Origin of the sequence: Microbacterium salitolerans, assembly GCF_019720895.1 — a bacterium.
GTDB lineage: Bacteria > Actinomycetota > Actinomycetes > Actinomycetales > Microbacteriaceae > Microbacterium.
In genome coordinates this window covers 70,252-92,080 of sequence record NZ_JAHKSH010000001.1, presented here as the reverse complement: position 1 = coordinate 92,080, position 21,829 = coordinate 70,252, and the positions used below count along the sequence as shown (strand labels likewise).

The following is a 21,829-nucleotide window of genomic DNA, read 5'->3' as shown; positions in this document are numbered from 1 at the left end:
TCCGCCACCGCCTCCCTAGTATCAGTCTAATTGATATTAAGGGGCCCAGATGAGCACTCGAATCATGGCCGTGGGCGACATCGTCCTCCAGATGAGCGCGCACGACGCGTATTTCGCCCCCAGCGCGCCGGTACTGCGATCCGCCGACCTGGCGATCGGTCAGATCGAAGTCCCGCACACGACGGAGTCCGATGTCGCGGGGATCACGATCCCTTCGCCACCCTCGGACCCAGAAGCCCTCGCGTCGATGGCACGAGCCGGATTCGCGATCGGAACCGTCGCCGGGAACCACGCGTACGACCTCGGCACCCGAGGAGTTCTGGACACGATCCGAGCCGCCGAGAGGCAGGGGATCCAGACGACGGGGACCGGCGCCAACCTCGCCGCCGCGGAAGCTCCGGCGGTGGTCCGATGCGACGGGATGCGCATCGGCGTCGTCAGCTTCAACTGCGTCGGGCCACGTGAGTCCTGGGCGACAAGCAAGAAGGCCGGATCCGCCTACGTGAAGGTGCTGACGCACTACGACCTCGACGACATGAACCCGGGAAATCCGCCGCAGGTGTACACGTTCTGCGACCGCGGCTCCCTCGCGCGGATGACAGATGCGATCGCCGCCGCGAAAGAGGAGCTCGACGTCGTCGTGACGGCCCTCCACAAGGGGTACGGCCACACGCCCGCCCGCATCGACGACTACGAGTACGAGGTGTCGCGCGCGGCGATCGACGCGGGGGCGGACGCGGTCATCGGGCATCACGCGCACATCATGCGCGGCGTCGAGATGTACCGAGGGCGCGCGATCTACCACGGACTCGGGAACTTCGTCACGGTGACCTCGGCACTCACCCCCTCATCCGACAGCGATTCGGAAGAGCTCAAGGCGTGGGCGACGCGGCGGAAGGAGATGTTCGGGTTCGAGCCGGACCCCGGACTGCCTGCCTACCCGTTCCACCCAGAGAGCAGGAACACCGCGATCGCCGTTCTCGATGTGGACGACGACGGCTCGATCCGCGCAGGACTCATCCCCTGCTGGATCGACGACGACGCGCGCCCCGTCCCCCTCCCCCACGATGCCCAGGGAGAAGCGGTCGCCACGTACATCGAGTCCATTACGCGGAGAGCTGGCCTCGACACCACGTTCACGTGGGACAGCGATGTCGTGCGTGTGAAGTGACACACCGTGCCGTCGTTCTCGCACGACGGAGGGCATGTGCACCTGAGCACATGCCCTCCGTCATGACTCACTCGCCAGTCGGCTGCCAGTTGTCCTCTGGTCGCGGACCGACTGGGAGCATCACCGGATTCGCCGCAGACGACTTGATGTTCGTGACGCGCGGCCCCGCATAGTTCACGTAGTGCTCGGTCAGAATCGGGACCGTGTACGCGAGTTCCTGCCAGCGTTCGTTCATCTGCTGATAGACCTCGGTCCGCTCCTCGCCGTCGACGACCAGGCTCTGCTCATAAAGAGCTTCCATGGTGTCGTCCGAGAATCCGAACGGATTGCTCGCGCCGTCCTGAAAGCGAAAGCTCTGATAGGTGTTCCCGACGGTGCCGTTCGACGCCCACAGGCTCGCCTCGAACTCACCGCTCTCCAACTTCTCGTTGAAGGACGGAATACTGACGGCATCGACCTCGATGGTGACGTCGATGCCGACCTCGCCGAGCGAGCTCGCGACCGCCTGTGCGATCCGAGACTCATAGTCCTGCTGTGAGCTGTCGACGATCGTCATCTCGAATCCGTCGGGATATCCTGCCTCTGCGAGGAGATCCCGTGCCGCGTCGGGGTCGTGATCCCACCCGAGCGAGTCATCGTGGCCGTCCACCCCCGGCGCCACCATCTGGTCGCTCACCGACATGTAGTCGCCACCGAGCGCGTTCACGATCGACTCCCGATCGACAGCGAGTGCGATCGCGTGTCGGACACGCTCGTCGGCGAGCGCGGGATTGACCTCGCCCGCCATGTCGAGCAGTCGCAGCTCCCAGTTGTAGAACGGCGCCGTCAGCACATCCAGACCCGCATCCTCGGCAGATCCCGCAAGAAGCGCTGATCCGAGGCCGAAATCGATCTGACCGGTCGACGCGGCGTTCAGGACAGCGTTCGGGTCGCCGATCACGTCGACGGTGATGCGATCCCACATCTGCGCGTCGGGATTCCAGTAGTTGTCGTTGCGGTCGTACACGTACGAGGACTCCGGAACGGATTCGGCAGAGTTGTACGTATATTGACCGGCTCCGTCCATCTCGAGCAGAAGACTGTCCGGGTCACTCAGTCCGTCTGGTCCGATGATGTTCCCCATCATCACGGTCTGCGTCATCGAGAACGGCGCACCGGAGAAAGGATCGGCGTAGTGGAAGCGCACCGTCGTCGGATCGACGACCTCCACGTCTTCGATCTCGCCCACGCGCGCCGCGTTGGCGGCATCCGCATCGAGGAAGTACTCGACGGAGTTCTTGACGGACTCTGCGGTGAACGGCTCGCCGCTGGCGAACTCCACATCATCGCGCAGCGTCAGCTCGAACGTCGTGTACGACTCGTCCGTGAACTCCCATTCGGTCGCGAGGCTGGGCTGCAGACTTCCGTCCGCAGCCTGATAGATCAGGGGGTCGTAGGCGAGGACGGTGAAGACCGATCCGCTGGCCGTTCCCTGGAAGGCGGGGTCAAGGCTGATCGGCGTTCCCCGGAACTGCAGTGTCAGGTTCTCGTCGCCTTTCCCTGCGGATCCCCCCTCGGCGGACGTGCCGCTGCATGCGGAGAGACCCATTGCAAGTCCCGCCACGCCGACCATCGCGATCCCTGCCCTCATCAGGCGCCGGGGCAGTACGGTGCTCATACGGTGCCCACCTTCTCCCGTTCGCCGCGTTCCCGAGCGCGCGGCATCGCGACTCCGTTCAGCTCGTCGATGTAGACCTTCACCTCACGGATCAGCCGCTCCGGCACCTCCCCTGCCAGGTAGTGACCCTCGCTCTCGAAGAAGACCGCCTTGGAGTTCCGCACGTTCCGCACACCGCGCAGCGCCGACTCCGGCGAGACGACGCCGTCTCGCATTCCCGCGAGCATGAGCACGGGAACATCGATCGTTCGCAGGACCTCCGCGAGAGCGTCATTGTCCCTGGCCTCCGGGAACGGCATGCCCTGGTTGATCTGTGATTCCCCGTCATCGCGATCCAGGTGCTTCGCCAGCGCGGCGTCGATGAGGATGTCGCGCGTCCGGCGCCGCTCGGCCTCGTCCTCGTGAAGGAACCCACCGAGCTTCTCCAGCTGCTCGCGAATGGTGGCGGTGTCGTTCGCCATCCGAGCTTCGATGACCCTGCGACGACTCTCGGACGTGTTCGTGATGCCGTTGCGGTCGTGAGGCGTTCCGACGACGGAGATGAACGCCTTCAGCCGCTCTGGATGCCTGGTGGCGATGTACCACCCGATCCCGGCGCCGTGCGATGCCCCCGTGTAGATGAACCGATCGATGCCCTTCGCATCCGCGAAGGCGACGACGTCGTCGGCCCACTGCGCCAGCCAGCCCGCAGGCGGTTCCTCGGTCACGCGGGTGGAGCGCCCGAATCCGCGCGCCTGAATCGTGATGACCCGGTAGTCGGTCGGGGGCTCGCTGAGCCGCTCGGGATATGAGTCTCCGCTGAACCCCATCGCGCTCGACAGCACGACCTCAGCAGAGCCCTCATCTCCGTACTCGTCATACCAGAGCTCGACATCGGGCAGTTTCTGAATGGGCATCATCGCCTCCTGGTGGTGGGTGTTGTGGCCTCTGTCTCGCTCGAGCGCGCGCTCATCGCGTCGGCGTCCGGTGGTCTGCGCGACCGATGAGAATTCGGTCCTGTGTGCGCTGCGCCTGAACCTCGGGATCGGGAACGGGCGCCGCAGCGAGAAGCCGCCTCGTGTAGTCGTGGGCCGGGTTCGCGTAGACCTCCTCCGCGGTCCCCTGCTCGACGACGCGTCCGTCCTTCAGAACGATGACCGTGTCGGACACGTGACGCACGACGCTGAGATCGTGTGAGATGAACAGAAAGCTCGCGCCCGACTCATGCTGCAGACCGCTGATCAGGTTGATGATCTCGGCCTGCACCGAGAGATCGAGGGCGCTCACGGCTTCATCGCAGACGACGAGCTTCGGCGAAAGGATGAGCGCACGGGCGATGGCGACTCGCTGGCGCTGGCCGCCCGAGAACTGCGAAGGGTACTTTCGTGCGGCCTCGGGGCCGAGACCGACGCGCTCGAGCATCGTGTGCACGCGCTCTCGCACCGCGTCGCGACCAGCCGGCTCATGCACCTGGATGGGTTCCGCGAGGGTGTATCCGATGACCTTGGTCGGGTCGAGCGAGCTGTAGGGATCCTGATAGACGACCTGGATGTCCTTGGTCAGTTGGCGCCGCCTGCTGCGACGCACCGCCGTCAGATCCTCACCGAGGAACTCAATGCGCCCTTCGGCGGCCGGGACGAGGCCGAGGATCGCCTTGCCGATCGTCGATTTGCCCGATCCCGACTCGCCCACGAGGCCGACGACTTCACCCTCCGCCATACGAAACGAGACATCCTCGACCGCGATCGTGCGTCGCCTGCCCCGCCGGTACTCGACCGAGAGCCCGTCGACTCGGAGGATCCGATCATCTCGCTGCGTCTGCACCATCATCGTGCCTCGACCTCTTCCCTCATCGCTGTCGGTCCGCCCGTCGGCTCCGCAAGGACGCATCGGGATCGATGTCCCTCAGCGATGGTGACCTCGGCGATCCGGTGAGTCGTGCACGACGTCGTCGCGAGGGGGCAGCGCGCGGCGAAATGGCATCCTTTCGGCCAGGTGCCTGCAGGGGGGACCGTGCCGGCGATGGCCGTGAGAGGCTCGCCCTTTCGGGAGAAATGGGGGTTCGCACCCTGCAGGGCCTTCGTATAGGGATGCTGAGGGGCCGTGAAGATCGTGCGGACGGGCGCCTCCTCCACGACCTGACCGGCATACATCACAACGGCACGGTCGCAGATGTCGGCGACGACGCCCCAGTCGTGGGTGACCAGGAGAATCGACATCCCCATCTCGTCCTTCAGCGACCGAAGGAGGTCGAGGATCTCGGCCTGGACCGTCACGTCGAGCGCCGTCGTCGGTTCATCCGCGATGAGCAGGCTCGGCTGCCCCGCGAGCGCGATCGCGATCGCGACGCGCTGTGCCATGCCGCCCGACATCTGGTGTGGATACAGCCGCGCCGTGGCTCGCGGATCGGGCAGGCGCACAGCGGCCAGAAGATCGAGCGCCCGACGATTCGCCTGCCGCTTCGTCATCCTGCCGTGAGAGCGCACGGCCTCCGCGACCTGGTATCCCGCCCGGAACGCGGGGTCGAGCGACACCATCGGCTCCTGGAGGATCAGCGCCAACTTGCTCCCGCGCAGGCGTCGGTAGTCCTTCGCGGAGTACGCCGTGATGTCCTGACCACGAAAGCGGATCCGCCCCGAGACGATGCGCCCGCCGTTCGAGAGCAGACCGAGCACAGCGAGCGCCGTCACGGTCTTCCCCGACCCGGATTCACCGACGATGCCGACCGTCTCGCCCTCGTGGATGTCGAAGTCCGCTCCGTCGATGACGAGCGTCTCCTCGCTTCCCTCGCCGAACGCGACCGTGAGCCCCCGCACCGACAGGAGTGCGGTGTCGTCCGTCTCTGTGACGGGCACGATCTCACGGTCGACCCGCTCACGGTCGTCCTGCTCGCGCGACTGGTGCATCGTCTTCTCGGAGTACGCATCGCGCACCGCGTCACCGATGAGACCGAACGCGAGCGTCGCGAGGGTGATCAGCCCCGCGGTGGGGAAGATCATCCACAAGTGCAGCTGCAGGACCGACGAGGCCTCCCCGACCATCCCGCCCCAGGTCGGCGACGGAGGGGGCGGCCCGAAGCCGAGAAACGCGAGGCCGGTCTGCACGCCGAGCGCGATGGCAGCCAGCATGGCCGACTGCACGATCGTGACGCCCATCGCGCGCGGCAGCACATGGCGGACGATGATCTGGCGGTCGCTCAGGCCGATCGTCGTTGCGGCATCGATGTAGAGGTCCTCGCGAACCGACAGGACGGCGCTCCGGATCACGCGGATCACCCCGCCGGAGGCGAGCGCGCCGAACGTGATCATCGCCGCGGTCATGCTGTTGCTGAAGATCGCGAGCACCGCCAGGGTGACCATGATGTTCGGGATCGCCATGACCAAGTCCACGAACCGCGTGACGCCTCTGTCGAACCAGCCGCCGAGGTACCCCGCCGTGATGCCCAGCGGGATTGCGATCACGAGGGTGGTCCCGACGGCCTGCAGCACGCCGATGAGGGTGCTCTGCCCGCCGTACAGCAGTCGGCTCAGGATGTCCCGTCCGAGTGCGTCCGTTCCCAGCAGGTGCTCCGCGGTCGGCCCGAGCCGGACCGAGTCCAGCTCCTGATGAATCGGATCGTACGGCGCCAGCAGCGGCGCGAGGGCCACAGCGACGACGACCAGGGTGAGGAAGCCGATAGCGACGGCTGCCAGCGGTTTCTTGAGCACCTCCACGAAAAGCGCGGGGTCGGTTCCGCGGAACACCCCGGGGGATCCCTGCCGATGCGAACTCATGCGACCCTCACCTTCGGGTTCAGGACTCCATAGATCAGATCCACGATCAGATTCACGATCACGACCATGAGCGTGAAGAGGACTCCGAGGCCGAGAAGGACCGGAAGGTCGTGATTCAGGGTCGCCTGCGTGGCGAGGGTTCCCAGTCCGGGCAGGACGAAGACGTTCTCGATGAAGATCGACCCCGTCAGGGCCGCGACCGCGCCAAGGCCGAGAACCGTCACCGCCGGAATCGAGGCGTTCTTCACGACATGGCGCAGCAGGATCGACGTGTCCGAGATGCCGTTCGCCCGCATAGCTCGGACATAGTCGCGCGCCAGCGCGTCCTTGACGGAATCACGCATCTGCTTCGCGACGAGCGTCGTCCCCGCCAGACTCGACGCGACGGCGGGGAGGACCAGAGCCCACAGCCACCCCACGGGGTCGGTCGAGAAGGCCACGTATCCGGTCGCGGGGAAGATCGGCAGGACCACAGCGAACACCGAGGCGAGCAGGATCGCGACGGCGAACGAAGGAACGGCGAGACCGAACAGCGAGACCGCATCGAGGACGCGTCCCAGCCACCCACCGCGCAGTGCGCTGAGGATCCCGAAGATGCCGCCTGCGATCGCGATGATGGCGGTCGAGAGGATCATCAGCGAAGCCGTGACGGGCAGCCGCGACGCCAGAACCGAGCCCACTCCCTGTCCCGTGAGGATCGAGTCCCCGAAGTCCCCCTGCACAGCGGCAACGGCCCAGTTGGCGTACTGCTGGTACAGCGGCAGGTCCAAGCCGAGCTGCTCCCGCAGCGCAGCGATCTGCGCCGGGGTCGCTTCCTCGCCCAGGATCGTTCGCGCCTGATCGCCGGGGACGAGCGATGCCAGCAGGAACATCAGCATCGAGACGATGATGATCAGCGGTATCGCGATGGCGACACGTCGAAGCAGCACACTCCACATCGGTTCAGCTCCCTTGCTTACGAACCGCACGCGTCCACGAAGCTCACGTGGCGACGTTTCCGTGAAATTATCAACCCGGTTGATATTAATCAAGACCCTCTGGGCGCACCACAGAGTGCTGGCACGCCCTCCCGCGAATCGCGAAAGGGCGTGCCAGCACTCGGGGACAGATCCGATGCTCTCCTCGGCGTCACTCCCCGAGGATGCGATGGCGGTCCGTGTCGGTCGTCGCGCGCGTCAGCCGCGCGCGACCTCACTCAGCTCTCCGCGACGGCGTAGTCCATGACGATCGTGCCCTCCGGAGCGTAGTTCGGGACGTCTGCGGCGACCGCCTGCCCCTCGGGGGACTGCATCGCGGCCCTCATCGTCTCGGCGTCGGGGAAGTCGGCTTCGAAGATCGCGAAGTACGGGCTTTCGCCCTCCACCACATGCACGTCGAGCGTGTAGCGGCAGGCGATCATCCCCGGCAGCCGGCGTGCGAGGGGCAGGTGCGTGCCCTCGTAGTAGGCCGCGAATGCGGCGGGGTCGGCCGGGTGAGGGTAGAGGACGACGGTCTTGTGCATGTCGTCATCCTCGCGGCCCGCTCCGTGCTCCGAAACCCCGCGGACGGATCCGTGCGGCAGCGGACATGCAGCATGCGCCTGCGCACGCTTCCCGAACGGCGGACCCGCGACTCGATCGTCGCCGCTACACCAGCCCGAGCTCCGCGTCGATCGCTCGCGTCGTGTCGAGAAGCGCCGGGAGGAAGGCGCTCTCGAGCTGGTCGAGGTCGACGCGGCTCGTCGCGGTCGACACGTTGACGGCGGCGACGACGCGTCCGCCCCGACCGTGCACGGGGGCGGCGACCGAGCGCACCCCCTCTTCGAGCTCGCCGTCGACGATCGCGAACCCCCGCTCGCGGATCCGGTCGAGCTCGTCCGCGAGGATCCGCGGATCCGCCACCGTGCGATCGGTGTATGCCTCCAACGGCATGGACAGGGCGTCGTCGCGCTCGGCATCCGGGAGGTTCGCGAGCAGCACCCGCCCCATGCTCGTCGCGTGCGCGGGGAAGCGGGTGCCGATCGTGATCCCCACGCTCATGATGCGACGGGTGGGGACGCGAGAGACGTAGACGATGTCGGATCCATCGAGCACCGCGGCCGACACGCTCTCGTCGACCTCGCGCGACAGTCGCTCGAGGTGCGGGTGCACGATGTCGGGCAGGCTCAGCGCCGAGAGGTAGCTGAAGCCGAGCTCGAGCACGCGGGGAGTGAGCGAGAAGTCGCGCCCCGACGCCCGGACGTAGCCGAGCTCGCCGAGCGTGTGGAGGAAGCGGCGCGCGGACGCCCGAGTGATCTCGGCGCGCTGCGCGACCTCGCTCAGCGTGAGCACGGGGTGCTCGGCGTCGAACGCGCGGATCACCGTGAGCCCGCGAGCGAGCGACTGCACGAAATCGCGGGACGTGTCCTCTGGCATCAGGTCACCTTACAAAAGGCCGTGTCCCACAACACGCCGTCATCACGGTGGCGAGGCGGCGTGTCCCGGGACACGGGATGTGGGGGCCGCGCACCGTGTCCCACAACACGCCGTCACCGCACGCGGATGACGGCGTGTTGTGGGACACGGGTGGGAGCTCTACCGCTCGAGCACGACGGCGAGGCCCTGGCCCACGCCGATGCAGATCGCGGCGACTGCGACGCCGCCGCCGCGCCGCTTCAGCTCGTGTGCCGCGTGGCCGATGATCCGCCCGCCGGATGCGCCGAGCGGGTGGCCGATCGCGAGCGCGCCGCCGTGGATGTTGAGCTTGTCGGGATCCAGCTCGGGCCAGCCCGCGAGGCACGCGAGCGACTGTGAGGCGAAGGCCTCGTTGAGCTCGACGACGTCGACGTCGGCCCACGTGCGTCCCGCCCGCGCCAGTGCCTTGTTGGCGGCTTCGATGGGGGCGATCGGGAAGTCGTCCGGATCCACGCCGTGCGCTCCCCGGCCCGTCACCCGGGCGAGGGGCTCGGCGTCGATGGCCCCCTCCGCACCCAGCAGGATCGCGGATGCGCCGTCGTTGATCGACGACGAGTTGCCGGCGGTGACGGATCCGTCCTCCGCGAACAGCGCCGTCAGGCCCGCGAGCTTCTCGACGGTGGATCCGTCGCGGATCCCCTCGTCGCGCGCGAGCTCCGCGCCGTCGACCTGCACGATCTCGGTGTCGTAGACGCCGTCCGCCCAGGCCTTCGCGGCGAGCGCGTGGCTGCGCACGGCGAACTCGTCCTGCGCCTCGCGGGAGATGCCCCACTCGCGGGCGATCTTCTCGGCCGACTCGCCGTTCGAGATCGTCCAGTGCGCCGGGAGCTTCCTGTTCACCATGCGCCAGCCGATCGCCGTGTTCCACAGCGTCTGGTTGCCGACGGCCGGGAACGGCTTCGCCGACTTCTCGACGATGAAGGGGGCACGGCTCATCGACTCGACGCCGCCGGCCAGGATGATGTCGGCGTCGCCCGACTCGATGGCCCGGGATCCCTGGACCACCGACTCGACGCTCGACGCACACAGGCGGTTGACCGTCGTGCCCGTGACCGAGGTCGGGAAGCCCGCGAGGAGCGCGCCGAAGCGGGCGACGTTGCGGTTGTCCTCGCCCGCCTGGTTCGCGTCGCCGAAGATCACGTCGTCGATGCGGGCAGGGTCGACGCCTGCGCGTTCGACGCTCGCCTTCATGACGGCGGCCGCGAGATCGTCGGGGCGCACCTTCGAGAGCGCGCCTCCCGCCCGGCCGAACGGCGTGCGGACGGCGTCGTAGATGTAGGTTCCGGTCATGTCACTCTCCCTGGAGGGTCAGGCCGGTCAGCTCTTCGAGCTGAGCGGCCGTGTTGTCGCCGAACGTCTCGCGCACGCGGAATCCATCGGCCGTCACGTCGAACACGGCGTGGTCGGTGTAGACGCGCGTCACGCAGCCGACGCCCGTGAGCGGGTAGCTGCACGCCGCGACGAGCTTCGACTCGCCCTGCTTCGTGAGCAGGTCGGTCATGACGTAGACGTCCTTGGCGCCGATCGCGAGATCCATCGCCCCGCCGACGGCCGGGATCGCGCCGGGGGCGCCCGTCGACCAGTTGGCGAGGTCGCCGTTCTGCGCGACCTGGAACGCGCCGAGCACGCACACGTCGAGGTGTCCGCCCCGCATCATCCCGAAGGAGTCGGCGTGGTGGAAGTACGCGGCGCCGTCGAGCGCGGTCACGGGCTGCTTGCCGGCGTTGATGAGGTCGGGGTCGATGCGCCCCTCCTCCGGCTTCGGCCCCATGCCGAGCAGGCCGTTCTCGGTGTGGAGGATGATCTCCTCGTCTGCGGGCAGGTAGTTGGCCACGAGAGTCGGGGCGCCGATGCCGAGGTTCACGAAGGATCCCTCGCGGATGTCGGCGGCGATGCGGGCCGCGAGATCCTGGCGGCTGATGCGGGTGAGCTCGGTCACGATGCGACCTCCTTGTCGGCGAGGGAGCGGCCCTCGATGTCGACGCCTCCCAGGAAGACGCCGTCCTTCACCCAGCGGCGCTCGCCGACCGGCACCACGCGGTCGACGAAGATGCCCGGGGTCACGACATGCTCGGGGTCGATGGATCCGAGCTCCGCCATCGCGTCGACCTGCACGACCGTGGTCGCGGCGGCGGTCGCCATGATCGGGCCGAAGTTGCGGGCCGTCTCGCGGTAGACGAGGTTGCCCCAGCGGTCGGCACGGTACGCCGAGATGAGTGCGTAGTCGGCCTTGATCGGGTACTCGAGCGCGTACGTTCGGCCGTCGATCTCGCGCGTCTCCTTGCCCTCGGCGAGCTGCGTGCCGACTCCCGTCGGGCTGAAGAACGCGCCGATGCCGGCGCCGGCCGCCCGGATCCGCTCGGCGAGGTTGCCCTGCGGCACCAGCTCGAGTTCGATCTTCCCGTCTCGGTAGAGGCCGTCGAAGACCCACGAGTCGCTCTGGCGGGGGAACGAGCACACGATCTTGGTCACCTGCCCCGCCGCGAGGAGAGCCGCGAGGCCCGTGTCGCCGTTGCCGGCGTTGTTGTTGACGATCGTCAGATCCTTCGCGCCCGTGGCGATGAGGGCGTCGATGAGTTCGACGGGCTGCCCCGCACGCCCGAACCCGCCGATCATGACGGTCGATCCGTCTTCGATTCCTGCCACGGCGTCTGTCACGCTCGCGACGCTCTTGTCGATCATCCGGCCTCCTTGCTGATGTTCGCTGTGCGAACAGACGTTCGATCTGCGTAGTCATGATAGCGCGGCGGAGCGGATCACAGAAGGGCTCGCGGGAAGGGGCCGCCGCCCGCGTAGCGTGGGGAGCATGAGCCACTACTCCATCGAGAACATCGGCCCCGTCGACTCCTGGCACGCGCTCGAGGGGCAGCACGGGATGAACGGCAAGCTCTTCCTCGAGGGGCTCCTCGGATCCGAGAACGTCGGCGTGAGCGTCAACGGGCTGGCACCCGGCGGCAGCTCGCCGTTCTGGCACCTCCATGCCCAGCTCGAGGAGGTCTACATCTTCCTCGGCGGCGAGGGCAAGATGGCGCTCGGCGACGAGGTGATCGACGTGACCACCGGATCCGTCGTCCGCGTCGCCCCGAACACGATGATGGCCGTCCACGCGAACGCCGACAGCCCGACCGACCTGCGCTTCGTCTGCACCCGCGCCGGCGCCGCGAGCCTGCGCGACGTCGGCGACGACGCCGAGATCACGCACGACCCCTTCCCCTGGAGCTGAGCCGCCCAGAGTGGGGGCTGCCGTCGAGCGTGGGCGCTGTTCACGCCACTCTCGGCGGCAGGCCCCACTCTCGCGGTCAGCCAGCGAAGGCGTGGACCGGAGCGCCGCGCAGGCCGACGTCCATCGCGCAGACCTGTCCCGCGAGAGGCTCCACCGCGACGTCGACGTTCTCCTGCGACGTCGTGACGAACAGCGTCGTCCCCTCCGCGCCGCCGAATGCGCACGAGGTCGGATTGCTCACGGGCAGCGCGATGACGTCCTCGAGGGATCCGTCGGCGCCGTATCGGTGCACGGCGGATCCGCCCCAGATCGCGACCCACAGGCAGCCGTCTGCGTCGAGGGCGCAGCCGTCGGGCGCCCCGACCTCCTCGGGCACGGCGATGTGCACGCGCGACTCCCCGAACTCGCCGGTGTCGGGATCGACGTCGTAGGCGCGGATCTCGCCGCGCGGGGTGTCGGTGTGGAGCGCCGTGCGCCCGCCGTCGATCCACACGAGCCCGTTCGGGATCGACACGTTCTCGAGCGCGACGTGCACGCTGAGGTCGGGGTCGAGTCGGTACAGGGATCCGGCCCCTCGAGTGCCGTCGTAGGCCATCGACCCGACGTACAGACGGCCGGACGGATCGCAGCCGCCCTCGTTCATGCGGATCGCCGGGTCGGTGAGAACCGCGACCTCGCGCTCGAGGTCCAGGTCGTCGTCCAGCAGTCGGAACCCGTCCTGGACGGCGACGACGAACCCGCCGCCCCGGCGCGCGCGGATCACGGCCGCGACGTCCGACGCCATGTCGGTGCGTTCGGCGTCCTCGCCGCGAAGGGTGATGAGGTCGCCCGCCAGCATGTCGACGTAGCGCAGGGCGCCGGCGTGCGGATCCCACCACGCACCCTCGCCGTGGAAGACGGCCTGGTCACCGATCCACGTCCCGCGTTCTGGTCGATCCGAATCGGTCATCGTCGCTCCTCCTCGTGCCGTGCCCGGACCGAGCGTAGCGGACCCGCGATGCCATCTCCGAAGGGTCGCGAGCGTCACCTGAGCGGATCCGGCACCGGCCCGGCGCCTGAATGCCGCAGATCGCTCCAAGAACGGATCCTTGGAGCGATCTGCGGCATGCGAGCGCGAGTCAGCGCCGCCGGGCGCGAGGGCGCACGCGCGCCCTCGGAAGCGGCGGTGCGGCGACGGGAGCGCCGACGGATCCGACCAGTTCGCCGATGCCCTCGACGACCATGCGCACCTCGTCGCCCTCCGCGAGCGGCGGCAGGTCGCTGCCCCGGCCCCACAGCTCGCCCAGGCAGCCGCCGTTGCCGACGGTTCCGGATCCGAGGACGTCTCCGGGCACCACGCGTGACGCGCGCGACGCGTAGGCCACGAGCTCCGCGAACGGCCACCCCATGTTCGACACGAGGTCCTCGCCGTATCGCTCGCCGCCCACGAACACCTCGGCCCGCACCGCGAGGAAGCCCTCGTCGTCTTCGAACGGCGCGAGCTCGTCGGCGGTGACGATCCACGGCCCGAGCGTCATCGCGAAGTCCTTGCCCTTGCACGGCCCGAGGCGCACCTTCATCTCGCGCGCCTGCAGGTCGCGGGCGGACCAGTCGTTCATGATCGTGTAGCCGAAGATCGCCGCGTGCCCCTCGTCGGCCGTGAGGTTCGTGCCGGAGCCGCCGATGACGGCCGCGACCTCGAGCTCGAAGTCGAGCCGATGCGTCTCGGGCGGCGTGATCGTCTCGCCCGGCCCCGCGATCGTGTGCGGGTTCGTGAAGTAGAACGTCGGCGCCTCGTACCACTCGTCGGCGACGTGGCTCCTGCCCTCCACGCCGGCACTGACGCCCTCGACGTGCTCCTCGAAGGCGACGAAGTCGCGCACCGACGCCGGATCCAGCGGGGCCCGCAGCGTGACGGCGTCGAGCGGTGCGACGGGATCCCCGGCGCGGGCAAGGAGGTCGGCGAGCCCGCCGGGGCCCGCCGCGAGAACGTCGGCGACGAGGAGGCCGTCCGGGAACGGCACGACGCCGGCGTCCTCGACGAAGCCGTCTTCCTTCTGTCCGTCGCGAATCCAGCGCCCGATCCTCATGCGCTCCGCCCCGAACCCGCGACCTGCGCGGATCGTGCCGAGGGGTCGGCCGGGTCGGCGTGGTCGAGGCCCTCGGAGGCGATGGATGCCCCCACGGCGAGCGCCTCCGCATTCCCCGCGAGCACGGCCTGGACGACGTCCTCCTCGAGCCCGGCCCCGTGCACGAACGCGACGGGGTCGTCGAGCCCCATGTCGAACGGAAAGTCGGATCCCAGCACGACGCGATCCGCGCCGACGATGTCGACGAGGTCGCGGAGTCCGCGCTCGTCGTGCACCACCGTGTCGAACCACATCCGCCGCAGATAGGTCGAGGGGGCGTTCTCGCAGCCACGCGCCTCGGGGCGCACGCGCCACGCGCGGTCCGATCGACCGATCGCCGTCGGCAGGTAGCCGCCGCCGTGCGCCGCGACGAGAGCGAGGCCGGGATGCCGATCGAGCACGCCGGAGAAGATGAGGTGCGAGATCGCGACGGCGTTCTCGGCCGGCTGGCCCACGGTGTTCGACAGATAGAACCGGTCGAGGCGCTCGTCGAGCGAGCAGCCGAAGGGGTGCAGGAAGACGATCGCGCCGGTCTCGGCGGCACGCGTCCAGAACTCCTCGAGGCGCGGATCCGACAGCTCGACATCGCCCGCGAACGACGAGATCTCGACGCCGATCAGCCCGCGTTCGAGCGCGTCGTCGAGCAGATCGACCGCGCGGTGCGGGTGCTGCAACGGGACGGCGCCGAGGCCGCGGAGACGCTCGGGGGCCTGCGCCACGTGGGCGGCGATGAGGCGATTCGCCTCGCCCGCGGCCCAGACTCCGAGCTCCTCGTCGGCCCACGGGTAGTAGTGGTTCGGCGACGGGCTCACCCACTGCACGGCCACGCCCTGCTCATCCATGCGCGCGAGGCGAGCCGCCGCATCGGTGAGGAGCGGGATCCGCTCGCCGACCATCGCGCCCGAGGCCTGCAGACTCGGCACGCCGTTGCGCACCCGCTCGAGGTCGGCCGCGGCGGCGACGCCGTCAGGGGCGCGCCACTCGACCTCCTGCTGAAGGGACGGCATGAGCAGGTGGGCGTGGACGTCGATCACCGCGGTCATGCGGGCTCCGCCATCTTCTTCGCGATGCCGAAGATGAGACCGGGGGCGTCAGCCTCGCGGTTGTGCTCGAGCTGCCACCTCCCGAGCTGTACCGATGCCTCGACGACGGCGGTCGCGCGCTCGACGCGACGGGCATGGAAGGCGTCCCACAGCTCCTGATCGACGGCGTCCGCCGCGAGCAGCAGCTCCGCGAGCACGAGACCGTCCTCGAGCGCCTGCGCGGCGCCCTGCGCGATCGTCGGCGGGCAGCTGTGCGCGGCGTCGCCGATGATGACCGTGCGGCCCCGGTTCCAGGCGCCGTCGACGACGTGCGCCGTGAACCACGTGTAGTTGATGCGGCTCGACTCGTCCAGGCTCTCGCGCACCTCGTTCCAGGGTCCGCCGTACGCGGCCGCGAGGTCCTTCATGATCCCGACGGCCTCCGGGGGCTCGACGCCGAAGCGGTCCTGCGCGTCCTCGACGAGGAACGCGTACATCGAGTCCTCGCCCGTCGGCGTGTAGCCGGCGATGTAGACGGGACCGCCGTAGTAGAGCTGGGACTGCGTGACCTCGGCGGGCCGCGGGACGAACGCGCGCCAGATGCCCATGCCGGTGTGCTCGGGCTGCGTCTCGATGCCGATGAGGTCGCGCACGGTCGAATGCAGGCCGTCGGCGCCGACGAGCAGGTCGAACTCGCCGACCGTCGCGCCGCCGACGTCCACGCGCACGCCCGTCTCGGTCTCGCGGACGCCCGTCACCTTGGATCCGAAGTGGATCCGCACGCCGAGAGCTACGGCGCGCGCCGCGAGGATCCGTGCGAGGTCGGGACGGTACATGCCCATGCCGGCCGGGAAGTCCGGCCCGCCCGTCTTCACCTCCGGCAGCTCGGCGACGACCGCGGCGTCCGGCCCGGGTGCGCGCAGGGTGAGCCCCTCGAACGGGTACCCGAGCGGTGCGACGTCGTCCCAGACGCCGAGCGCCGCGAGGGAGCGGAGCGCGTTGCCCTGCAGGGTGATGCCGGACCCGAGCGCGGGCAGCTCGGTCGTCAGCTCGTAGACGTCGACCTCGACGCCCGCTTCGGCGAGCGGGATCGCGACGGCCATGCTCGCGGCACCGCACCCGGCGATCGCGACCTTCTTCACTGCGGTCATGGGAGAACCTCCTCGTTCTCGAAATGCGTTCTGGCTAGAGGATCGCGAGCGGGTTGATCGGGGATCCGACGGCGCCCGTGATCGGCAGGGGCGGGGCGACGAGCAGGAACTCCCAGCTCCCGCGCTCGACGCACGCGTCCGCGAGATCATCGAGATCCCACATCTCGCCGATCGTGAGACCCATGTTCGGGATCACGACCTGGTGCAGGGGCTGGAACGAGGGCACGTCGAACTCGTTCGGTCGCACCTCGAAGCCCCAGGTGTCGGTCGCGATGGCGGCGATCTCGGTGCGATGCAGCCATCCCGCCGTCGTGAGGGACAGACCGGGGGCGGCGCCGCCCGCGTAGTCGTTCCAACCCTCGCGCTTCGCCCGCGTGTAGCGCCCGGTGCGCACGAGCACGATGTCGCCGCGGCGCACCTCGATGCCCTGGGCGGCGGCGCACGCGTCGAGTTCCGCGGCCGAGATCGCGTACCCGTCCTCGAGCTCGCCGTCGGCGAGATGGCGCCCCACGTCTAGCAGGACACCCCGCCCCGCGATGGTGGAGGAGGCGTGCTCGATGCCCGTGACGAGGTCGCCGTCGCTCGTGACGACGTCGCCCGCGCGACGTCCATTCCAGGCGAATCCGTGGTCGAAGATGTGGCCCAGGCCGTCCCACTGCGTCGAGCACTGCAGCGGCATGGCGATGACGTCGTCGGCTCCGCCGATGCCGTGCGGGAAGCCCTGGCTGCCGCGCTCGGCATCGGTGCCCGTGTCGGTCATGGTGTGCACCGGGTTCGTGCGGCGTCGCCACCCCTTCTGCGGGCCGTCGGTGTCGAACGCCTGCGCGAGCGACACCGTGCGGCCGGTGCGCACGAGGGCGGCGGCCACCACGCGATCGGCCTCGGAGAGGAGGTTGAGCGTGCCGAGCCGGTCGTCCTCTCCCCAGCGCCCCCAGTTGCGGAACGCCTCAGCGCGCACGCGGATCTCGCGCTCGGGATCCGTGCGGTCGATGTCGGCGGGGTCCTCGGACGGCAGCGTCATGACGACTCCTCGACGCAGCGGACGACCTGAGTGCCGAGCCCGGCGATGGATCCCTCCATGACGTCCCCGTCGCGCAGGAACCTCTTCCAGTGCTGGCCGTTGCCCGCGGGGCTGCCCGTGAGCAGGATGTCGCCGGGCAGCAGGGGCATCGTCTGGCTCGCGGCCGACACGAGGGCGGGGACGCCGAAGAGCAGATCCGAGGTCGACGAGTCCTGCATCGTGTCGCCGTTGAGGTCGAGGCGCACGTGCGCGTCCGACTCGTCGACGAGCTGCGCCGGCACGAGGAACGGGCCGGTCGGCAGGAAGCCCGGCGCATTCTTCGCGCGGTACCAGTCGGTGCCGATCTCCTTCATGTCCTTCCGGAACACGAGGTCGCGCGTGGTGATGTCGTTGACGATCGTGTAGCCGGCGACATGGTCGAGCGCCTCGTCCCGCGAGACGCGGAACGCCTCGCGCCCGATGACGACGGCCAGCTCGAGCTCCCAGTCGTGCACCTCGCTGTATGCGGGCAGCGCGAGGGGCACGTCGTCGCCGACGACGCACGCCGGCAGGCCGATGAAGAAGTAGGGCTCTCCGTTCGCCGCGCGGTCATCCATCATCTGCGCCGCGTGCGCGCGCGCCTCGTCGGACGTGCGGTCCGTGCTGTTCGTGAGGCCGGCCGCGACGAGCTCGATGACGTGCTGGCGGTAGTTCGCCCCCGTCTGCAGCACCTGGCGCGGCTCGACCGGTGCGGTCAGCACCACGTCGGCGAGCGCCTGCCATGGCCCCTCGGTGTCGACGAGTCGCGCGAGGCGCTCCCACGCGAGCTCCCCCTGTGCGAGGAACGCGTTCAGGTCGGGGGCGCCGAGCTCATCGGGCGAGAGCGCGCGAATGCGGTCGCCCGCCACGAGGCCGAGGCGGGCGGTGTCGCCGTCGCGGAAGCGCGCGAGGGCGAAGCGGTTGTCGAGTGTGCGGTGTGACGTCATCGTCGGATCCTCGTCGATCGATTGTGCGGGAGACGGGAGGCCGCCGTGACCGCCGGTGCGGTCGCGGCGGCCGTCCGTCAGCCCCGACCCTCCTGGGCGTACGGGTTGAGCAGGGCGTCCTTGATCTCGTCGGGCACGCCTTCCTCCGTCGCCGTGGGGCCGTCGGCGGGCGGGAACGACTCCGTCATCGACATCGGCATCCGACCGTTGCGGTAGAAGTTGTTGGATCCCTGCGACGGCTTCCACGTGTTCGGCTGCCAGTCGGGCACGTAGTTACGGTATCCGCCGGTGTTCAGCTCGATGCGCAGACTCGACGGCTCGCGGTAGTAGAGGAAGTTCTGCTCGCCGATCCCGTGGATCGACGGGCCGTACTCGATGTCGGTTCCGTTCTCCATGAGCACGTCGGCGGCGATCAGCAGCTCCTCGCGGGTGTCGACCCAGAACGCGAAGTGGTTCACGCGCCCGTCGCGGGTGGATCCGTCGAGCACGACGCCGAGGTCGTGCGACTTCTCGTTCGTCGTGAGCACCGAGAACACCGAGACGGGCGCCTCGTCGAGCACGGTGCGGGCCATGTGCCGGAAGCCGAGGACCCGGGTGTACCACTCGCAGAACGCGTCGACGTCGCGAGCCGCGATCGTGACGTGGTCGAGCTGACGCGGCGCCCCGGCGTGCGACGAGCGCCGCTGCGGGCGGTCGGGGTAGATCGACGCGAGGTCGGAGCCGCTCTGGAAGTGCTCGACGTCCCAGTGGAGGGTCATCGGGTGGCCCTGGGGTCCGACGAAGCGGTAGGCGCGGCCGATCGTGTGGCCGTCGGTCCACGCGCCCTCGACCCCCTCGGCCTCCAGTCGCGCCACGGCCTCCTCGAGCGCCTCCGGGCTCGAGGTGCGCCAGCCGGCGGTGTGCAGAGCAGGCTCATCGCCCGGCATGACGACGAGGCTGTAGCGGTAGTAGTCGCCCCAGCAGCGCAGGTAGACAGCGCCGTCGATGCGGTCGACGACCTGCATGCCGACCTGCTCCTCGTAGAACGTGACGGATGCCTCGACGTCGGGCGTCGTCACCGCGACGAACGAGAGGTGGGAGAGCAGTGTGATCATCGTTGATCCCTTCTTCGGGGTGGGTCTGGGTCCACTCTCCGCCGCCACCTGCGTATCAGGGAAGCCGAATCTGTGGATCCTGCGCATCAGGCTGAGTTATACGCTTTCGTGCTGGCGTCGGCGCGCCAGGAACAGTGCCCCGCCGACGATGGCCGCGCCGATCCCGACCACGCCGACGACCGTCGTCAGCTCCCCGAGGGCTCCCTGGAGCACCCCGACGATGATCGGCGTCAGGAACTGACCCAGGAAGAACGCCGCCGTCCACCAGCCGGTGACGCGCCCGCGCTCGGCGAAGCTCGTCGTCGCGACGACCCACGTGAGCAGGGACGGCAGGAGGAACCCGGATCCGAACGACGCCACGACCGCGCCGATGACGACGCCCGCGAAGCCGGGAAGGATCCACACGAGCACCATTCCGACGGCCTGGAGCGCGAAGGCGAGCGGCAGCAGCGCGCCCGGCTTCAGTCGGCCGAGGCGCGAGAACGTGAAGCCCGCGATCGCGGTCGAGAGTGAGGCGACCGCCGACGCGACGCCGATCGTGCGGGTGTCGGCGGCGTCGACGCCCGTCGCGACGACGAGGTAGCTGATCTCGATGACCATGACGTAGAACGTGAACCCCGCGAACAGCGTCACCAGCAGCCGCGCCCAGATCCGGCGCCACGGGATCGGGACCCGTGCGACGCCTGTGGCGGACTCGTCGCGGCGCGGCTCCCACAGCGCGAAGATCATCGGGATCGCGATCACGACGCTGATGGCGTAGACCCAGAACGGCGCGTGCCAGCCGCCCGTGCCGAGTGCCCCGCCGAGCGCGATGAACACGGTCGCCCCGAGCGTCGTCGCGACCGTCTGCAGGCCGAGGTACTTCGCTCGCCGCTCGTCATGGAAGTAGTCGACGATGAGCGCCGTGCACACCGTCATGATTGCCGCCTCGCACACGCCGACGAGCACGCGGCTCACGAGGATCTCGGTGAGCCCCTCCATCCACGCGGGCGCGGTGCCCGCGATCGCGTAGGCGATCATCGCGATGATCAGCAGCGGCTTCCGGCCGACGCGGTCGACGACCTGGCCGGCGAACGGCGCGAAGATCGCGATCATGAGCGCCGGGATCGCGACGATCATCGGCACGAGCACGTCGGCGCCGGGCTCGCCGGCGAAGTGTGCGCTCAGCTGGGGCAGGATCGGCGTGAGAAGAACGGATCCGAGCACGGGCATGCAGCTGCCGGCCAGCAGGAGGATGCCCTGCAGCACTCCGGCGCGACGCTGCGCGGTGTGCGGATCCGAGAGGGTCGAGTTCGTCATTGAAGCTCCTTCGGTTCCCTCCATTAGGAGGGGGTCGGCGGAGCGACGTGAAGACGAGATCGGTGATCCTGTGCATCCGGATCCGTGATGCGGGGATGCGGCGCGCTCACCTGCCGCAGATCGCGCCATGTTCGCGCATATGGCGCGATACGCGGCATTCGAACGTCGGCGCACTCAGGCCGGAGCCGTCTCCAGCCATTCGAACGCGCTCGCCGGCGCCGGATCGTCGAGACGGCGCACCTCGTGCGGCTCCACGATCGCCTGCGCGCGGAGATCGTTCACGATGATCTGCGCGATCTCGGCCGCGCCGGGCGGCTGGAAGTGCGTGTCATCCCGGCGGCCGTCGTCGGTGTGCAGGAAGTACCGCGTCGACGCCTCAGGCCCGAGGCGCTGCCACAGCGCGAGGCTCTGCACCTGCGCGTCGACGACGGGCACGCCGAGGCGGCTCGCGAGGTCGCGCATCGCGTGGGGGTAGTCGCCGTGGCACGCGCGCGCCGCACCGTCCTCGTCGAAGCGCCGCCGCTCGATGGGCGTCGCGAAGACGACGGTCGCCCCGTGCTCCCTCGCCCCGGCGACGTACATCTCGAGGTGCTCCTGGTAGCTCGTCCAGGGATCCGTCGCCCGTTCCGGATCGCTCGACTTGCCGTCGTTGTGCCCGAACTGCGCGAGCAGGATGTCGCCGGGACGGATCCGCTCGAGGATCGCGGCGAGACGTCCCTGGTCGACGAAGGACCGGGTGCTGCGGCCGTTGCGCGCATGGTTCTCCAGGCGGAGTCGCGGCGTGAGATGCCAGGGCAGCGCCATCCCCCACCCGGCCTCCGGCGCCGCGTCGGCGTGCTTCGGCGCGGCGGTGGAGTCGCCCGCCAGGAAGATGGTGCGCGGAGATTCGAGCTGAGTCACCCTCCCGATCATGCCGGTCCGCGCGCTCCGAATG

21 protein-coding genes are annotated in these 21,829 nt (G+C 69.1%); 2 read left to right on the top strand and 19 right to left on the bottom strand.

Annotated features, from left to right (window positions below; all coding sequences use genetic code 11):
• The first annotated feature begins 49 nt into the window (after window positions 1-49).
• On the top strand, window positions 50-1,171 hold the full coding sequence (locus tag KOL93_RS00445) for a CapA family protein (RefSeq protein ID WP_221583341.1): 1,122 nt from the start codon (window positions 50-52) through the stop codon (window positions 1,169-1,171).
• 67 nt (window positions 1,172-1,238) lie between these two features.
• Here KOL93_RS00445 and KOL93_RS00440 read toward each other — a convergent pair whose 3' ends face one another.
• The 10 genes from KOL93_RS00440 to KOL93_RS00395 form a co-directional block, all read right to left on the bottom strand.
• Window positions 1,239-2,828 carry an ABC transporter substrate-binding protein gene (locus tag KOL93_RS00440; RefSeq protein WP_221583340.1) on the bottom strand — a complete coding sequence of 530 codons (1,590 nt, stop codon included), beginning with the start codon at window positions 2,826-2,828 and terminating at the stop codon, window positions 1,239-1,241.
• Window positions 2,825-3,724, bottom strand: a complete 900-nt coding sequence (locus tag KOL93_RS00435; RefSeq protein WP_221583339.1) for an alpha/beta fold hydrolase — start codon at window positions 3,722-3,724, stop codon at window positions 2,825-2,827. Before KOL93_RS00435 ends, KOL93_RS00440 begins: the two co-directional genes overlap by 4 nt.
• A 52-nt stretch (window positions 3,725-3,776) precedes the next feature.
• A complete protein-coding gene (locus KOL93_RS00430; RefSeq protein ID WP_260405819.1) occupies window positions 3,777-4,637 on the bottom strand; it encodes an ATP-binding cassette domain-containing protein in 861 nt (286 codons plus the stop codon).
• Window positions 4,634-6,580, bottom strand: coding sequence for a dipeptide/oligopeptide/nickel ABC transporter permease/ATP-binding protein (locus tag KOL93_RS00425; protein WP_221583338.1), 1,947 nt, complete (start codon window positions 6,578-6,580; stop codon window positions 4,634-4,636). Before KOL93_RS00425 ends, KOL93_RS00430 begins: the two co-directional genes overlap by 4 nt.
• The gene (locus KOL93_RS00420; RefSeq protein ID WP_221583337.1) at window positions 6,577-7,509 is read right to left on the bottom strand and encodes an ABC transporter permease; all 933 of its coding nucleotides are present in this window, start codon (window positions 7,507-7,509) and stop codon (window positions 6,577-6,579) included. Before KOL93_RS00420 ends, KOL93_RS00425 begins: the two co-directional genes overlap by 4 nt.
• Window positions 7,510-7,775: 266 nt before the next feature.
• Window positions 7,776-8,081, bottom strand: coding sequence for an EthD family reductase (locus tag KOL93_RS00415; protein WP_221583336.1), 306 nt, complete (start codon window positions 8,079-8,081; stop codon window positions 7,776-7,778).
• A 124-nt stretch (window positions 8,082-8,205) separates the two neighbouring features.
• Window positions 8,206-8,973 carry an IclR family transcriptional regulator domain-containing protein gene (locus KOL93_RS00410; protein WP_221583335.1) on the bottom strand — a complete coding sequence of 256 codons (768 nt, stop codon included), beginning with the start codon at window positions 8,971-8,973 and terminating at the stop codon, window positions 8,206-8,208.
• A gap of 159 nt (window positions 8,974-9,132) precedes the next feature.
• Window positions 9,133-10,302 carry a thiolase family protein gene (locus KOL93_RS00405; RefSeq protein WP_221583334.1) on the bottom strand — a complete coding sequence of 390 codons (1,170 nt, stop codon included), beginning with the start codon at window positions 10,300-10,302 and terminating at the stop codon, window positions 9,133-9,135.
• 1 nt (window position 10,303) lies between these two features.
• Complete coding sequence (locus KOL93_RS00400) at window positions 10,304-10,954, bottom strand: 3-oxoacid CoA-transferase subunit B (RefSeq protein WP_374107100.1); 651 nt, start codon at window positions 10,952-10,954, stop codon at window positions 10,304-10,306.
• Window positions 10,948-11,694: a 3-oxoacid CoA-transferase subunit A gene (locus KOL93_RS00395; protein ID WP_221583332.1), complete on the bottom strand. Its 747-nt coding sequence runs from the start codon at window positions 11,692-11,694 to the stop codon at window positions 10,948-10,950. The genes KOL93_RS00400 and KOL93_RS00395 overlap by 7 nt, the downstream gene beginning before the upstream one ends.
• Before the next feature lie 124 nt (window positions 11,695-11,818).
• Between KOL93_RS00395 and KOL93_RS00390 the strand changes: the two genes are divergently transcribed.
• Window positions 11,819-12,235: a cupin domain-containing protein gene (locus KOL93_RS00390; protein ID WP_221583331.1), complete on the top strand. Its 417-nt coding sequence runs from the start codon at window positions 11,819-11,821 to the stop codon at window positions 12,233-12,235.
• 76 nt (window positions 12,236-12,311) lie between these two features.
• Here the strand turns inward: KOL93_RS00390 and KOL93_RS00385 are convergent, their stop codons facing one another.
• The 9 genes from KOL93_RS00385 to KOL93_RS00345 form a co-directional block, all read right to left on the bottom strand.
• Window positions 12,312-13,184 (bottom strand): SMP-30/gluconolactonase/LRE family protein, encoded by an 873-nt coding sequence (locus KOL93_RS00385; protein ID WP_221583330.1) that lies wholly within the window; start codon window positions 13,182-13,184, stop codon window positions 12,312-12,314.
• Window positions 13,185-13,353: 169 nt separating this feature from the next.
• Complete coding sequence (locus KOL93_RS00380) at window positions 13,354-14,304, bottom strand: fumarylacetoacetate hydrolase family protein (protein WP_221583329.1); 951 nt, start codon at window positions 14,302-14,304, stop codon at window positions 13,354-13,356.
• Complete coding sequence (locus KOL93_RS00375) at window positions 14,301-15,386, bottom strand: amidohydrolase family protein (protein WP_221583328.1); 1,086 nt, start codon at window positions 15,384-15,386, stop codon at window positions 14,301-14,303. The genes KOL93_RS00380 and KOL93_RS00375 overlap by 4 nt, the downstream gene beginning before the upstream one ends.
• On the bottom strand, window positions 15,383-16,516 hold the full coding sequence (locus KOL93_RS00370) for an FAD-dependent monooxygenase (RefSeq protein WP_221583327.1): 1,134 nt from the start codon (window positions 16,514-16,516) through the stop codon (window positions 15,383-15,385). The genes KOL93_RS00375 and KOL93_RS00370 overlap by 4 nt, the downstream gene beginning before the upstream one ends.
• A gap of 34 nt (window positions 16,517-16,550) precedes the next feature.
• Entirely contained in the window at window positions 16,551-17,537 is a 987-nt protein-coding gene (locus KOL93_RS00365; protein ID WP_221583326.1) for a cyclase family protein, read from the bottom strand.
• Window positions 17,534-18,502, bottom strand: a complete 969-nt coding sequence (locus tag KOL93_RS00360; protein ID WP_221583325.1) for a fumarylacetoacetate hydrolase family protein — start codon at window positions 18,500-18,502, stop codon at window positions 17,534-17,536. Before KOL93_RS00360 ends, KOL93_RS00365 begins: the two co-directional genes overlap by 4 nt.
• Window positions 18,503-18,579: 77 nt before the next feature.
• A complete protein-coding gene (locus KOL93_RS00355) occupies window positions 18,580-19,596 on the bottom strand; it encodes a VOC family protein (RefSeq protein ID WP_221583324.1) in 1,017 nt (338 codons plus the stop codon).
• Window positions 19,597-19,692: 96 nt separating this feature from the next.
• Window positions 19,693-20,895 (bottom strand): MFS transporter, encoded by a 1,203-nt coding sequence (locus tag KOL93_RS00350; RefSeq protein ID WP_221583323.1) that lies wholly within the window; start codon window positions 20,893-20,895, stop codon window positions 19,693-19,695.
• Window positions 20,896-21,069: 174 nt separating this feature from the next.
• Complete coding sequence (locus KOL93_RS00345; RefSeq protein WP_308291491.1) at window positions 21,070-21,795, bottom strand: rhamnogalacturonan acetylesterase; 726 nt, start codon at window positions 21,793-21,795, stop codon at window positions 21,070-21,072.
• Window positions 21,796-21,829: the final 34 nt, after the last annotated feature.

What these genes read in the sequence shown, in the direction of transcription:
- KOL93_RS00445 (WP_221583341.1), top strand. Translation starts at nt 50, where the DNA reads ATGAGCACTCGAATCATGGCCGTGGGCGACATCGTCCTCCAGATGAGC.
- KOL93_RS00440 (WP_221583340.1), bottom strand. Translation starts at nt 2,828, where the DNA reads ATGAGCACCGTACTGCCCCGGCGCCTGATGAGGGCAGGGATCGCGATG.
- KOL93_RS00435 (WP_221583339.1), bottom strand. Translation starts at nt 3,724, where the DNA reads ATGCCCATTCAGAAACTGCCCGATGTCGAGCTCTGGTATGACGAGTAC.
- KOL93_RS00430 (WP_260405819.1), bottom strand. Translation starts at nt 4,637, where the DNA reads ATGATGGTGCAGACGCAGCGAGATGATCGGATCCTCCGAGTCGACGGG.
- KOL93_RS00425 (WP_221583338.1), bottom strand. Translation starts at nt 6,580, where the DNA reads ATGAGTTCGCATCGGCAGGGATCCCCCGGGGTGTTCCGCGGAACCGAC.
- KOL93_RS00415 (WP_221583336.1), bottom strand. Translation starts at nt 8,081, where the DNA reads ATGCACAAGACCGTCGTCCTCTACCCTCACCCGGCCGACCCCGCCGCA.
- KOL93_RS00410 (WP_221583335.1), bottom strand. Translation starts at nt 8,973, where the DNA reads ATGCCAGAGGACACGTCCCGCGATTTCGTGCAGTCGCTCGCTCGCGGG.
- KOL93_RS00405 (WP_221583334.1), bottom strand. Translation starts at nt 10,302, where the DNA reads ATGACCGGAACCTACATCTACGACGCCGTCCGCACGCCGTTCGGCCGG.
- KOL93_RS00395 (WP_221583332.1), bottom strand. Translation starts at nt 11,694, where the DNA reads ATGATCGACAAGAGCGTCGCGAGCGTGACAGACGCCGTGGCAGGAATC.
- KOL93_RS00390 (WP_221583331.1), top strand. Translation starts at nt 11,819, where the DNA reads ATGAGCCACTACTCCATCGAGAACATCGGCCCCGTCGACTCCTGGCAC.
- KOL93_RS00385 (WP_221583330.1), bottom strand. Translation starts at nt 13,184, where the DNA reads ATGACCGATTCGGATCGACCAGAACGCGGGACGTGGATCGGTGACCAG.
- KOL93_RS00380 (WP_221583329.1), bottom strand. Translation starts at nt 14,304, where the DNA reads ATGAGGATCGGGCGCTGGATTCGCGACGGACAGAAGGAAGACGGCTTC.
- KOL93_RS00375 (WP_221583328.1), bottom strand. Translation starts at nt 15,386, where the DNA reads ATGACCGCGGTGATCGACGTCCACGCCCACCTGCTCATGCCGTCCCTT.
- KOL93_RS00370 (WP_221583327.1), bottom strand. Translation starts at nt 16,516, where the DNA reads ATGACCGCAGTGAAGAAGGTCGCGATCGCCGGGTGCGGTGCCGCGAGC.
- KOL93_RS00365 (WP_221583326.1), bottom strand. Translation starts at nt 17,537, where the DNA reads ATGACGCTGCCGTCCGAGGACCCCGCCGACATCGACCGCACGGATCCC.
- KOL93_RS00360 (WP_221583325.1), bottom strand. Translation starts at nt 18,502, where the DNA reads ATGACGTCACACCGCACACTCGACAACCGCTTCGCCCTCGCGCGCTTC.
- KOL93_RS00355 (WP_221583324.1), bottom strand. Translation starts at nt 19,596, where the DNA reads ATGATCACACTGCTCTCCCACCTCTCGTTCGTCGCGGTGACGACGCCC.
- KOL93_RS00350 (WP_221583323.1), bottom strand. Translation starts at nt 20,895, where the DNA reads ATGACGAACTCGACCCTCTCGGATCCGCACACCGCGCAGCGTCGCGCC.